The 12521-nt window shown below is 69.7% G+C and carries 11 protein-coding genes and 1 tRNA gene; 7 read left to right on the top strand and 5 right to left on the bottom strand.

The genetic code is table 11. The annotated features are described in order from the left end of the window. Positions 1 to 28: 28 nt before the first annotated feature. A tRNA-Gly gene (locus tag AC0666_RS08595) sits at positions 29 to 102 on the bottom strand. Positions 103 to 577: 475 nt separating this feature from the next. Between AC0666_RS08595 and dcd the strand changes: the two genes are divergently transcribed. After that, the gene (gene dcd, locus AC0666_RS08600; RefSeq protein ID WP_356852054.1) at positions 578 to 1165 is read left to right on the top strand and encodes a dCTP deaminase; all 588 of its coding nucleotides are present in this window, start codon (positions 578 to 580) and stop codon (positions 1163 to 1165) included. Then, positions 1162 to 1659, top strand: coding sequence for a phosphoribosyltransferase (locus AC0666_RS08605; RefSeq protein WP_361717133.1), 498 nt, complete (start codon positions 1162 to 1164; stop codon positions 1657 to 1659). Before dcd ends, AC0666_RS08605 begins: the two co-directional genes overlap by 4 nt. 97 nt (positions 1660 to 1756) lie before the next feature. Here the strand turns inward: AC0666_RS08605 and AC0666_RS08610 are convergent, their stop codons facing one another. The 3 genes from AC0666_RS08610 to AC0666_RS08620 all read right to left on the bottom strand — a co-directional run bounded on the left by AC0666_RS08610 (position 1757) and on the right by AC0666_RS08620 (position 6168). After that, the gene (locus AC0666_RS08610; protein ID WP_361711751.1) at positions 1757 to 2656 is read right to left on the bottom strand and encodes a Yip1 family protein; all 900 of its coding nucleotides are present in this window, start codon (positions 2654 to 2656) and stop codon (positions 1757 to 1759) included. A gap of 249 nt (positions 2657 to 2905) precedes the next feature. Next, positions 2906 to 5479 (bottom strand): (Fe-S)-binding protein, encoded by a 2574-nt coding sequence (locus AC0666_RS08615; protein ID WP_468965718.1) that lies wholly within the window; start codon positions 5477 to 5479, stop codon positions 2906 to 2908. A gap of 110 nt (positions 5480 to 5589) precedes the next feature. Next, a complete protein-coding gene (locus AC0666_RS08620) occupies positions 5590 to 6168 on the bottom strand; it encodes a sugar transferase (RefSeq protein ID WP_478707305.1) in 579 nt (192 codons plus the stop codon). Between the two features lie 325 nt (positions 6169 to 6493). Between AC0666_RS08620 and dnaK the strand changes: the two genes are divergently transcribed. Genes dnaK through AC0666_RS08640 form a run of 4 tightly spaced genes read left to right on the top strand, consistent with a single transcriptional unit; the run spans position 6494 to position 10699 of the window. Then, positions 6494 to 8350 carry a molecular chaperone DnaK gene (gene dnaK, locus AC0666_RS08625; RefSeq protein WP_468965714.1) on the top strand — a complete coding sequence of 619 codons (1857 nt, stop codon included), beginning with the start codon at positions 6494 to 6496 and terminating at the stop codon, positions 8348 to 8350. Beyond that, positions 8350 to 9009 (top strand): nucleotide exchange factor GrpE, encoded by a 660-nt coding sequence (grpE, locus tag AC0666_RS08630; RefSeq protein WP_468583928.1) that lies wholly within the window; start codon positions 8350 to 8352, stop codon positions 9007 to 9009. The genes dnaK and grpE overlap by 1 nt, the downstream gene beginning before the upstream one ends. Before the next feature lie 39 nt (positions 9010 to 9048). Continuing rightward, the gene (gene dnaJ, locus AC0666_RS08635) at positions 9049 to 10227 is read left to right on the top strand and encodes a molecular chaperone DnaJ (RefSeq protein ID WP_478707306.1); all 1179 of its coding nucleotides are present in this window, start codon (positions 9049 to 9051) and stop codon (positions 10225 to 10227) included. A gap of 1 nt (position 10228) precedes the next feature. Next, positions 10229 to 10699, top strand: a complete 471-nt coding sequence (locus AC0666_RS08640) for a heat shock protein transcriptional repressor HspR (protein WP_361711763.1) — start codon at positions 10229 to 10231, stop codon at positions 10697 to 10699. 79 nt (positions 10700 to 10778) lie between these two features. Here AC0666_RS08640 and AC0666_RS08645 read toward each other — a convergent pair whose 3' ends face one another. Beyond that, positions 10779 to 11792 carry a helix-turn-helix transcriptional regulator gene (locus AC0666_RS08645; protein WP_361711765.1) on the bottom strand — a complete coding sequence of 338 codons (1014 nt, stop codon included), beginning with the start codon at positions 11790 to 11792 and terminating at the stop codon, positions 10779 to 10781. Between the two features lie 326 nt (positions 11793 to 12118). On the opposite strand from AC0666_RS08645, the gene AC0666_RS08650 reads away from it, so the two are divergent. Beyond that, positions 12119 to 12433 carry a (2Fe-2S)-binding protein gene (locus AC0666_RS08650; protein WP_356846426.1) on the top strand — a complete coding sequence of 105 codons (315 nt, stop codon included), beginning with the start codon at positions 12119 to 12121 and terminating at the stop codon, positions 12431 to 12433. Positions 12434 to 12521 lie beyond the last annotated feature (88 nt).

Genomic DNA, 12521 nt, shown 5'->3' on the forward strand with positions numbered 1-12521 from the left:
CCCGGGTCGCTGACCTGGGGCTTTGTCGTGGAGCGGATGACGGGAATCGAACCCGCGCTATAAGCTTGGGAAGCTCATGTTCTACCATTAAACTACATCCGCGCAGGATTCCAGTTGCCTGGAGCCCTATCGTTGGACACTCTACCCCAAGATCGACCCCCGGTGAATCGGCCGCGGGGTCGTCGTCGTGTCTGGGGGGCACCGGGGGTCGTGGGGGCGGGAGTTGGGGCGTAACGTACCGGTGCGGGTGCCGATGGAGTGGCGGCTGGAGACGGATCCTGAACATCCCCTAATGTGGCGATTCGTCGCAGTACAGCTGGTTGGGGAAAGGGACTCGATGGAGCACACCGTCGTCCGTTGTGCCGAAGGGCACGTATTCAGCACCGCCTCGTTCCCGCTGCAGCACCTCGGTGCCGGCCGGATCGGTCCCGGACGGCTGCTGCGGTGTCCGCGGTGCGCGCGGCTGAGGCATGCCGTGCCCGTGGGCGGGGCGGCCAAGCGGTAGCGGAAGGCGATCAGGGCGCGCGGGGTCCGCTCTCGATTGGGGGTGGCCCGCGCGCCTGCGTATCCTCGGGACGTGCTTCTCTCAGACAAAGACATCCGGGCCGAGATCGACAGCGGACGGGTTCGCATCGACCCGTTCGAGGAATCGATGGTGCAGCCCTCCAGCATCGATGTGCGCCTCGACCGGTTCTTCCGTGTGTTCGAGAACCACCGCTACGCCCACATCGACCCCGCCATCGAGCAGCCCGACCTGACGCGGCTCGTCGAGCCCGAGGGCGACGAGGCGTTCATTCTGCATCCGGGCGAGTTCGTGCTCGCCTCCACGTACGAGGTCATCTCGCTGCCCGAGGACATCGCCTCCAGACTGGAGGGGAAGTCCAGCCTGGGCCGTCTGGGCCTGGTGACGCATTCGACCGCCGGCTTCATCGACCCCGGTTTCTCGGGGCACGTGACCCTGGAGCTGTCGAACCTCGCCACGCTGCCGATCAAGCTCTGGCCGGGCATGAAGATCGGGCAGCTGTGCATGTTCCGGCTCAGCTCGCCTGCCGAGTTCCCGTACGGGAGTGAGCGGTACGGATCGCGGTACCAGGGCCAGCGGGGGCCCACGGCCTCGCGTTCGTTCCAGAACTTCCACCGCACCCAGGTGAGGCACGAGGCATGAGTGACGTACGCGAGAGCCTGAACTACGAGGGCTTCGGGCGCGCCGTGCGCGAGCTGGCGCAGACCATCGCCGACGACGGCTACGAGCCCGACATCATCCTGAGCATCGCCCGGGGCGGGGTCTTCGTCGCGGGCGGGCTGGCGTATGCGCTGGACTGCAAGAACATCCACCTGGTGAACGTCGAGTTCTACACCGGCGTCGGCACCACGCTGGAGATGCCGGTCATGCTGGCGCCGGTCCCGGACGCGATCGACTTCTCCGACAAGAAGGTCCTCATCGCCGACGACGTGGCCGACACCGGCAAGACGCTGAAGCTCGTCCACGACTTCTGCCTGGGGACGGTCGCCGACGTCCGGTCCGCGGTGATCTACGAGAAGTCCCACTCGCTGGTGAAGTGCGAGTACGTCTGGAAGCGCACCGACGACTGGATCGAGTTCCCCTGGTCGGTCGAGCCGCCCGTCGTGAAGCGCGAGGGTCAGGTCCTCGACGCCTGACGGCGTGACGAACGAGGTGTGAAGAACGAGGAATGACAGGTGAGGGGCCCGCGCCATCGGCGCGGGCCCCTCACCTGTCATGCGGGCGTGCGGGCGGTCAGAGCGTGCCCAGTTTGATGATCGACAGGAGGGCGATCAGCTGGATCGCCGAGGCGCCCAGGGCCTTCGGCCAGGGCAGGTCGTGCGACTTGCTGATCAGCGAGGTGAACAGGGCGCCGGCCGCTACCCAGGTCGCCCAGCCCAGGACCTGCACCAGCATGTTGTCGCCGCTCAGGAACACCGCGAAGAGCAGGCGCGGGGCGTCCGTGATGGACATGACCAACATCGACAGGCCCACGGTGGGCTGCCAGGAGCCGTCGCCGCCCATCTGGCGGGCCAGGGTGTGCGTGACGACGCCCAGCAGCAGCCCGCAGACGACGAAGGCCACACCGGCGCTGAGGACGATCGGGACGGCCTGGGAGAGGGTGGCGTTGATGACGTCCTTGCGGGCGTCGTCGAGGCCGAAGACCGCCAGCAGGCCGTACAGGAACGTCACGATCAGCGCGGGGCCCCACACGGGGTGGTCGCGCATCTGGAGGAAGGTCGGCCCGGGCCGCATCACGATGCCGCGCAGCAGCTCCTTCCAGGGCAGTCTCGGGCCGGTCGGCGCGGCCGCGCCGGCGCCCGCCTGGTAGGTCGCGCCCTGGCTGTACGGGTCCTCGCCGTACGCGAAGACCTGGGTGTGCCCCGGGTTGTCGTCCGCGTACGAGCCTCCGTGGCCGTACGGGGGCTGCGCCGCCTGCGGGGCCGGCGGCTGCTGGCCGTACGGGTCGAAGTACTCGGGCTCGCCGTGGCCTCCGGCGGTGGCGCCCTGCTGGGGCCACTGCTGCTGGGGAGGGTAGGGCTGCCCGCCGTACGGTGCCTGCTGCGGTTGCTGCTGACCGTACGGCTGCTGCCGCGGGGGTTGTTGGGGCGCGCGGTTGTTGTCCCGGCCGCGTCCGATCCTGAATCCAGCCACGTGATCGAACGTACCTGGTCCGGCGGATCCCGGTGGACGGGCGGCCGGAAGATGCGTCGTTTGCGGCTGACCTGTGACATCCCCTAGGGGGAGGAATGGGGGGCGTGCGTCACCGGGGCTGCGCCCCGGACGCCGGGACGCGGAACCGGCGTGCGTCACCGGGGCTGCGCCCCGGACGCCGGGACGCGGAACGGCCGGTCCCCTGGTCGGGGACCGGCCGTTCCGGTGTCGTACGCGGGCCTGGCCTGCCTACTTGGCGCTCTCGCCCGCAGTCTCCGGCTTCGCCCCGGGCTCGGCCTCAGCGGCCGCGGCCGACTCTGCCGCGGGCTCGGCCTTGGGCGCAACCTCGGGCTCGGCCGCAGCCGCAGCCGCAGTCTCCGGCTCAGCCTCGGCCTCCGCGCCGCTCTTCGCCTTGGCGTCCGCCTCGGCCTCGGCCGTTGCAGCAGCCTCCGCCTCCGCGTCGGCCTTCGCCTTGGCCTCCGCCTCCGCCTTGGCCTTCGCTTCGGCGGCCTTGGCCTTGGCCTCGGCCTCCGCGGCGGCAGCAGCCTCCGCCTCGGCCTCCGCCGCGGCAGCAGCCTCGGCCTCCGCGGCGGCGAGCGCCTCCGCGTCCGGCTCCGGGGCCTTCACCGACTCCAGGAGCAGCTGGGCCACGTCCACCACCTGGACGGACTCCTTCGCCTGGCCCTCGTTCTTCTTGCCGTTGACCGAGTCCGTCAGCATCACCAGGCAGAACGGGCACGCCGTCGACACGATGTCCGGGTTCAGGGAGAGGGCCTCGTCGACGCGCTCGTTGTTGATGCGCTTGCCGATCCGCTCCTCCATCCACATCCGCGCGCCACCGGCGCCACAGCAGAAGCCGCGCTCCTTGTGACGGTGCATCTCCTGCTGGCGCAGGCCCGGGACGGCGCTCATGATCTCGCGCGGCGGCGTGTAGACCTTGTTGTGCCGGCCCAGGTAGCACGGGTCGTGGTACGTGATCAGCCCGTCCACCGGCGTCACCGGCAGCAGCCGGCCCTCGTCGATCAGGTGCTGGAGCAGCTGCGTGTGGTGGATGACCTCGTACTCGCCGCCCAGCTGCGGGTACTCGTTCGCGATGGTGTTGAAGCAGTGCGGGCAGGTCGAGACGATCCGCTTCGCCGACTTCGGCTTCTTGGTCGACGGGTCCTCGTCGTCCTCACCGAAGGCCATGTTCAGCATGGCCACGTTCTCCTGGGCGAGCTGCTGGAACAGCGGCTCGTTGCCGAGGCGGCGCGGGGAGTCGCCGGTGCACTTCTCGTCGCCGCCCATGATCGCGAACTTCACGCCCGCGATGTTCAGCAGCTCCGCGAAGGCCTTCGTGGTCTTCTTCGCCCGGTCCTCCAGCGCGCCGGCGCAGCCGACCCAATAGAGGTAGTCGTACTCGGACAGGTCCTCGGCGTCCTTGCCGACGATCGGGACCTCGAAGTCGACCTCCTTGGTCCACTCCACGCGCTGCTTCTTGGCGAGGCCCCAGGGGTTGCCCTTCTTCTCCAGGTTCTTGAGCATCGTGCCCGCCTCGGACGGGAACGCGCTCTCGATCATCACCTGGTAGCGCCGCATGTCGACGATGTGGTCGATGTGCTCGATGTCGACCGGGCACTGCTCCACACACGCACCACAGGTCGTGCAGGACCACAGCACGTCCGGGTCGATGACGCCGTTCTCCTCGACGGTCCCGATCAGCGGGCGCTCGGCCTCGGCCAGCGCGGCGGCCGGGACACCGGCGAGCTGCTCCGCCGTGGCGCGCTCCTCGCCCTCCATCGTCTTGCCGCCGCCCGCGAGCAGGTACGGGGCCTTGGCGTGCGCGTGGTCGCGCAGCGACATGATCAGCAGCTTGGGGGAGAGGGGCTTTCCGGTGTTCCAGGCGGGGCACTGCGACTGGCAGCGGCCGCACTCGGTGCACGTGGAGAAGTCGAGGATGCCCTTCCAGGAGAACTGCTCGACCTGGGAGACGCCGAAGACGTCGTCCTCGCCCGGGTCTTCGAAGTCGATCTGCTTGCCGCCGCTGGTCATCGGCTGGAGTGCGCCGAGGGCGGTCGCACCGTCCGCGTTGCGCTTGAACCAGATGTTCGGGAAGCCGAGGAAGCGGTGCCAGGCGACACCCATGTTGGTGTTCAGCGAGACGACGATCATCCAGATCAGCGAGACGCCGATCTTGATCATCGCGGTGAAGTAGATGGCGTTCTGCAGGGCGCCGAGCGAGAGGCCCTTGAAGGCCAGGACCAGCGGGTACGAGGCGAAGTACGCGGCCTCGTAGTGGTCCACGTGGTGGATCGCGCCCTCAAGGCCGCGCAGCGTCAGGATCGCGAGGCCGATGGTCAGGATCACGTACTCGACGAAGTACGCCTGCCAGGCCTTGGAGCCGGCGAAGCGCGACTTGCGGCCCGCCCGGGAGGGCAGCGACAGCAGGCGGATGGCGATCAGCACGGCGATGCCGAGGATCGTCATGATGCCGATGAACTCGATGTAGAGCTCGAAGGGCAGGAAGCCGCCGACGACCGGCAGCGTCCAGTCGGCCTGGAAGAGCTGCCCGTACGCCTGGACCAGCGTCGGCGGCAGCGTCAGGAAGCCGATCGCGACGAACCAGTGCGCGAAGCCGACGATGCCCCAGCGGTTCATCCTGCTGTGGCCGAGGAACTCCCGGACGAGGGTGAGCGTTCGGGCCTTCGGGCGGTCCGTGCGGCTGCCTGCCGGCACGGGCTGTCCGAGCTTCACGAACCGGTAGATCTGCGCCACGGCTCGGGCGAGCAGCGCGACGCCGACCACGGTCAGGACCAGCGACACGATGATCGCGGCGAGTTGCATGGGAGGGCTCCTCGGGCGGGACTTACTAAGCGGTAACTTATTGAGTCAAGGCTTGAGGTTACCCATTCTCCGCCGCGCAATGTAGGCGTGCGTGCGGTGATCTGTGTCGCTCAGGCATGCCTGTGTCGACAGGCCGCCCGAGGGGTCCGGGCCAGGATCGCGAGATCCATCCCAAGCCAGTGGCTCTCCACATAGTGCCGGTCCAGCAGCGCCATCTCCTCCCAGGGGAGGTCGGAGCGCGCACTGACCTGCCACAAGCCGGTCATTCCGGGCCGTACGAAGAGCCGGTCCGCGCAGTCCGTACGCACCTGCGGGCGGGGCCCGACCAGCGACATCTCCCCCCGCAGCACGTTCAGCAGCTGCGGCACCCCGTCCAGGGCGCACCACTCCACGGCCGCCCCGATCCGCCCCGCGCCCCGCGTGTGCAGCCGCCAGGTGCGGAACGGCCGCCCGCCCAGCCCCACCGCCGGCTCCCGTACGAAGACCCGCCCGCCCCGGGCCGCGCACAGCAGCCCGGCGGCGAGCAGCAGCGGGACCAGGAAGACGGGGAGCAGTACGAGGGCCCCGAGCAGGTCGAAGACCCGCTTCGCCGAGCAGTCCGGCAGGGCGTTCCGGGCGGGCGTGCGGGCGGGGTGGACGGCCGGCCCGGGGTCGGACGGCGGGCGCGGCGAGAGCAGGCGCAGGGGCATGGGGGCACCGTGCCAAGCGGCTCCGGCGGTTCCGGTGCGCCGCGCGGCGGGGCCGCCCGCCGTCGCCCGCTCGGCCCCCACGCCCGCCGGCCGGCCCGCCCGCTGGCCGTCCGCAGCGCCCGTCCGGCTCCTCCGCCGCGCCCGTCCGGCCCCTGCTACGCCGTCGGAGCTGTACGCGCGCCCTGCCGGATTGTGCCTGCTCACGGCCGGGGTGAGCGTAAGGGTGGCGTAAGAGTTGAGCCGCCTGGACTCAGGTCTGTTGACGCCGAGGCGGCGGTACTGCATCCTTGAGTCTGTTGCACTCAAGTCAGCTGGAGGAATCAAAATGGCACGTGCGGTCGGCATCGACCTGGGCACCACTAACTCCGTCGTCAGCGTTCTCGAAGGCGGCGAGCCCACCGTCATCACCAACGCCGAGGGCGCCAGGACCACGCCGTCCGTCGTCGCCTTCGCCAAGAACGGCGAGGTCCTCGTCGGCGAGGTCGCCAAGCGCCAGGCGGTCACGAACGTGGACCGCACCATCCGCTCGGTGAAGCGCCACATGGGCACCGACTGGAAGATCAACCTGGACGGCAAGGACTTCAACCCGCAGCAGATGAGCGCCTTCATCCTGCAGAAGCTGAAGCGCGACGCCGAGGCCTACCTGGGCGAGAAGGTCACCGACGCGGTCATCACCGTCCCGGCGTACTTCAACGACTCCGAGCGCCAGGCGACCAAGGAGGCCGGTGAGATCGCGGGCCTGAACGTCCTGCGCATCGTCAACGAGCCGACCGCGGCCGCCCTGGCCTACGGCCTCGACAAGGACGACCAGACCATTCTCGTCTTCGACCTCGGTGGCGGCACCTTCGACGTGTCGCTCCTGGAGATCGGCGACGGTGTCGTCGAGGTCAAGGCCACCAACGGTGACAACCACCTCGGTGGCGACGACTGGGACCAGCGCGTCGTCGACTACCTGGTCAAGCAGTTCCAGAACGGCCACGGCGTCGACCTGTCCAAGGACAAGATGGCCCTGCAGCGTCTGCGCGAGGCCGCCGAGAAGGCGAAGATCGAGCTGTCCTCCTCCACGGAGACCACGATCAACCTGCCGTACATCACGGCCTCCGCCGAGGGCCCGCTGCACCTGGACGAGAAGCTCACGCGCTCGCAGTTCCAGCAGCTGACGGCCGACCTCCTGGAGCGCTGCAAGACCCCGTTCCACAACGTCATCAAGGACGCCGGCATCCAGCTGTCCGAGATCGACCACGTGGTCCTGGTCGGCGGTTCCACCCGCATGCCGGCCGTCGCCGAGCTCGTCAAGGAGCTGACCGGCGGCCAGGACGCCAACAAGGGCGTCAACCCGGACGAGGTCGTCGCCATCGGCGCCACCCTCCAGGCCGGTGTCCTCAAGGGTGAGGTCAAGGACGTCCTGCTCCTCGACGTGACCCCGCTGTCCCTCGGCATCGAGACCAAGGGCGGCATCATGACCAAGCTGATCGAGCGCAACACCACGATCCCGACCAAGCGGTCCGAGATCTTCACGACGGCCGAGGACAACCAGCCGTCGGTGCAGATCCAGGTCTACCAGGGTGAGCGTGAGATCGCGGCGTACAACAAGAAGCTCGGCATGTTCGAGCTGACCGGCCTGCCCCCGGCCCCGCGCGGCGTTCCGCAGATCGAGGTCTCCTTCGACATCGACGCGAACGGCATCATGCACGTCACGGCCAAGGACCTCGGCACGGGCAAGGAGCAGAAGATGACCGTCACCGGCGGCTCTTCGCTCGGCAAGGACGAGGTCGACCGGATGCGCCAGGAGGCCGAGCAGTACGCGGAGGAGGACCACCGCCGTCGCGAGGCCGCCGAGACCCGCAACCAGGCCGAGCAGCTCGTCTACCAGACGGAGAAGTTCGTCAAGGACAACGAGGACAAGGTCCCGGCCGAGGTCAAGACCGAGGTCGAGGCCGCCGTCGCCGAGCTGAAGGAGAAGCTCAAGGGCGAGGACACGGCGGAGATCCGCACCGCGACCGAGAAGGTCGCCGCGGTCAGCCAGAAGCTCGGCCAGGCGATCTACGCCGACGCGCAGGCCGCCCAGGGCGCGGCCGGTGCCGCCGGTGACGCGGGCCAGGCCGGAGCGGCGGACGCCGGCGACGACGTGGTCGACGCCGAGATCGTCGACGACGAGAAGCCGAAGGGCGGCGCTGCCTGATGTCGGAGGAGACCCCGGGTTTTGACGAGAAGCCCGAAGTCCCCACCGGCGCCACGCCTGACGACGCCGAGCCGAAGGCCGCCGACTCCGCCAAGGAGGAGGCGGCGGCCCCGGCCGGGGACTCCGGAGCACAGGACACTGCCCTGCTGGCGCAGCTGGACCAGGCCCGTACGGCACTCGCCGAGCGGACCGGGGACCTCCAGCGGCTCCAGGCCGAGTACCAGAACTACCGCCGCCGGGTGGAGCGGGACCGGATCGCCGTCAAGGAGATCGCGGTCGCGTCCCTCCTGACGGAGCTGCTCCCGACCCTGGACGACATCGGCCGGGCACGGGATCATGGCGAGCTGGTCGGCGGCTTCAAGTCGGTGGCCGAATCGCTGGAGACGGCCGCCGCCAAGATGGGGCTGCAGCAGTTCGGCAAGGAGGGCGAGCCCTTCGACCCGACGATCCACGAGGCCCTGATGCACTCGTACGCGCCGGACGTCACCGAGACGACCTGCGTGGCGATCCTGCAGCCGGGGTACCGAATCGGCGAGCGCACGATCCGCCCCGCGCGGGTCGCGGTGGCCGAGCCCCAGCCGGGCGCGGCCCCGAAGTCCGAGTCGGCCGAGGCCGACACGCCGTCGGACAAGGACACGGATGCCCCCGACAAGGGCTGATGTTGAACCAGTAAAGGCACGGGAGGAGGGACACCGGGGATGAGCACGAAGGACTTCGTCGAGAAGGACTACTACAAGGTCCTCGGTGTCCCGAAGGACGCGACCGAGGCCGAGATCAAGAAGGCGTACCGGAAGCTCGCACGCGAGTTCCACCCGGACGCCAACAAGGGCGACGCCGCGGCCGAGGAGCGCTTCAAGGAGATCTCCGAGGCCAACGACATCCTCGGCGACCCCAAGAAGCGCAAGGAGTACGACGAGGCCCGCACCCTGTTCGGCAACGGGGGCTTCCGCCCCGGCCCGGGCGGGGGCGGCTCGTTCAACTTCGACCTGGGGGACCTGTTCGGCGGCTCCCAGCCGGGCGGCGGCGCGGGCGGCGGCTTCGGCGGCGGCCTGGGCGACGTCTTCGGCGGGCTGTTCAACCGCGCCGGCGCGGGTGCGGGCACCCGTACCCAGCCGCGCCGCGGCCAGGACATCGAATCGGAGGTCACCCTCTCCTTCACGGAGGCGGTGGACGGGGCCACGGTCCCGCTGCGGATGTCCTCCCAGGCCCCCTGCAAGGCCTGCTCGGGCACCGGCGACAAGAACGGCACGCCCCGGGTGTGCCCGACCTGCGTCGGCACCGGCCAGGTCTCCCGCGGCAGCGGCGGCGGCTTCTCGCTGACCGACCCCTGCGCGGACTGCAAGGGCCGCGGCCTGATCGCGGAGCACCCCTGCGAGATCTGCAAGGGCAGCGGACGGGCCAAGTCCTCCCGCACCATGCAGGTCCGGATCCCGGCGGGCGTCTCCGACGGCCAGCGGATCCGGTTGCGCGGCAAGGGCGGCCCGGGCGAGCGCGGCGGCCCGTCCGGCGACCTGTACGTGGGGGTCCACGTGGACAGCCACCCGGTCTTCGGCCGCAAGGGCGACAACCTGACGGTGACCGTGCCGGTGACGTTCGCGGAAGCAACGCTCGGCGCCGACATCAAGGTCCCGACGCTGAACGGCCCCGCGGTGACGCTGAAGCTGCCGCCCGGCACCCCCAACGGCCGGACGATGCGGGCCCGCGGCAAGGGCGCGGTCCGCAAGGACGGCACCCGCGGGGACCTGCTGGTGACGGTGGAGGTCGCGGTCCCCTCGGAGCTGTCGGACAAGGCCCGCGAGGCGCTGGAGATGTACCGCGAGGCGACGGGGGCGGAGGACCCGCGCGCCGTGCTGTTCGAGTCCGCGAAGGGAGCATGACATGGACGGCCGCCGACGGCAGGCCCGGTTCGGTAGCGGGGCGTACGAGCTGACCGACGAGACCCCGGTCTACGTGATCTCGGTGGCCGCCCAGCTCTCGGGGCTGCACCCGCAGACCCTGCGCCAGTACGACCGCCTGGGCCTGGTCTCCCCGGACCGGACGGCCGGCCGCGGCCGGCGCTACTCGGCCCGCGACATCGAACTGCTCCGCACGGTGCAGACGTTGTCCCAGGACGAGGGCATCAACCTGGCCGGAATCAAGCGGATCATCGAGCTGGAGAACCAGGTCGCCGCGCTCCAGCAGCGCGTGGCCGAGCTCTCGGCGGCGGTGGACGGCGCGGCGGCCGTGCTCCAGCAGCGCGAGGCCCAGGTGCACGCGTCGTACCGGCGGGACCTGGTCAAGTACCAGCCGCCCGTGGCGGGCAACGCCCTGGTCGTCTGGCGGCCCGCGCCGAAGCGCCAGGCCGACTGACCGCAAGGCCGCCCGGCGCGACCGTTCGCTGACGCACACTCAAGGCCCCGTCCGGTTCCCGGGCGGGGCCTTCGCGACGTCAGTCGTTCTCGTCCTCCAGGATCCCCGAACGGGCGATCAGGAAGCCCAGTTGGGCTCTGCTGCCGCTGCCGAGGTGGCTGGCGAGCTTGGCGATGTGCGCCCGGCAGGTCCGGACGTTCATGCCCAGCCGGCGCGCGATGGCCTCGTCCACGTGTCCCTCGACGAGCAGTTGGGCGATGGTGCGCTGCACCCCGGAGATGCCGCTGCGGGTGTGCTGGTACGTCACTTCCTCCTGGAGCGGCACGGCCCGGTGCCACAGCTGCTCGAACACCTTGATGAGGTAGTCGACCAGGCCCGGGTGGCGCAGCTCCAGGGCGACCTGCCGGTCGTCGCTGGCCGGGATGAAGGCGACCGTCCGGTCGAAGATGATGAGGCGCTCGAACAGCTCCTCCAGCGTGCGCACTTCGACCTTGCCGGCCTTGAGGAGGTCGACGTAGGCGAGCGTGCCGCGGCTGTGCCGGACCGTGTGCTGGTAGAGGGTGCGGATGCGCACGCCGCGGTCGGTCAGCGGCTGGTCGCGCTCCAGGGCCTCCGTCAGCTCCAGGCTCGGGCGGGCGCCGCCGGGCTGGATGGTGAGCATTTCCGTGTGACACTCGGCGGTGGCGAGGTTGAGGGCCGCGTTGATGGGGTCGAAGCCTTCGAGCACGGTGATGGCGTGGGTGCTCGCCGGGTTCTGCGCGCTGATGGCGAGAAACGGCTCGAAAGCCTCGGACAGTTCGAGGGAGTCGCGGCGCCGGTCGCGGATCTCCCGTTCGATCGGATGCAGCCGCTGTGCGAGGGCGACGGCGGGGGGAACCGGGCGGAGCGAATTGACGTCATCAGGGTCTGGCTGCAACAACGCCAGATCGAGCAGACAAGGCGCCGTCTTCACGTCCCCACGTGCAATGCGTCCCGTGCGCAGCGCGCTGGTGTAGAGCCGCGCCCCCTCACTGCACAGCTCGGTGACCGAGTGGGGATGTGTCGCTTTTGTTCTGTTTATGGTCAAATCTCCACCCCCCAGGGTCCTGAACATGCAAGAACATGATGCATCGTCCCTGTGGCAGCAACGTGCCTGAATGAGCCATCGTCTGACAGGCGGGGGAGAGGATTTCATCAAGTGAGGACGAAGCCGACCATGAACAAGAGAATGCTTCGCTCGGCGCTTGCCACCGTCATCTTCTCGGCGCTGGCCGGTCTGGGACTTGCCGGAGTCACCTTGGGGGGCGCCACGGGAGGTGCCGCGGACGTGCATGCGGCGCCGCTGGAGGACAGTGGATGGCGTGCGGCACCGATGGACAGCGGATGGCGGTCCGCGCCCGCCGATGCCGATCCAGCCGCCCTTGTCGTGGAGAACGCGGGATGACCCCCGACGACCGCGGTTTCCGACGTGAAATGGCTTCCGCCTACCGATCCGGTTGGCAGTTCATCGATCTCGCCACGGCCATCCCCCACCCCGGCGACTCGTTGATGGTCACCCTGTTCGGCCAACCGATCGTCGTCACGCGCGAGGAGGACGAGGACGTCCGGGCGTACCGCTGCCTGCGCCGCCCCCGCGGCGCGCCGCAGCCCGTCCGCTGCGAGGTGCGCTACGGCATGGTCTTCGTGAACCTTGATCAGCGCGACCACCAGCTCTTCGAACCCGATATCACCACCGCCACCCCCCGCAGTGCCTGAAGCGATTCCCCCGTCGTTGCAGATCGCTCCAGGTGCTTCCCCCACACAACGGCGCCATCGTGGACCTGACCACGGTGGCGCCGTTGTG

This window comes from Streptomyces sp. NPDC043680 (assembly GCF_056436685.1).

Bases quoted from the DNA above. Each gene is read 5' to 3' on its own strand.
- AC0666_RS08620 (WP_478707305.1), bottom strand. From the start codon at position 6,168: ATGCCCCTGCGCCTGCTCTCGCCGCGCCCGCCGTCCGACCCCGGGCCG.
- AC0666_RS08605 (WP_361717133.1), top strand. From the start codon at position 1,162: ATGAGTGACGTACGCGAGAGCCTGAACTACGAGGGCTTCGGGCGCGCC.
- AC0666_RS08645 (WP_361711765.1), bottom strand. From the start codon at position 11,792: ATGTTCAGGACCCTGGGGGGTGGAGATTTGACCATAAACAGAACAAAA.
- AC0666_RS08640 (WP_361711763.1), top strand. From the start codon at position 10,229: ATGGACGGCCGCCGACGGCAGGCCCGGTTCGGTAGCGGGGCGTACGAG.
- grpE (WP_468583928.1), top strand. From the start codon at position 8,350: ATGTCGGAGGAGACCCCGGGTTTTGACGAGAAGCCCGAAGTCCCCACC.
- AC0666_RS08650 (WP_356846426.1), top strand. From the start codon at position 12,119: ATGACCCCCGACGACCGCGGTTTCCGACGTGAAATGGCTTCCGCCTAC.
- dnaK (WP_468965714.1), top strand. From the start codon at position 6,494: ATGGCACGTGCGGTCGGCATCGACCTGGGCACCACTAACTCCGTCGTC.
- AC0666_RS08615 (WP_468965718.1), bottom strand. From the start codon at position 5,479: ATGCAACTCGCCGCGATCATCGTGTCGCTGGTCCTGACCGTGGTCGGC.
- dnaJ (WP_478707306.1), top strand. From the start codon at position 9,049: ATGAGCACGAAGGACTTCGTCGAGAAGGACTACTACAAGGTCCTCGGT.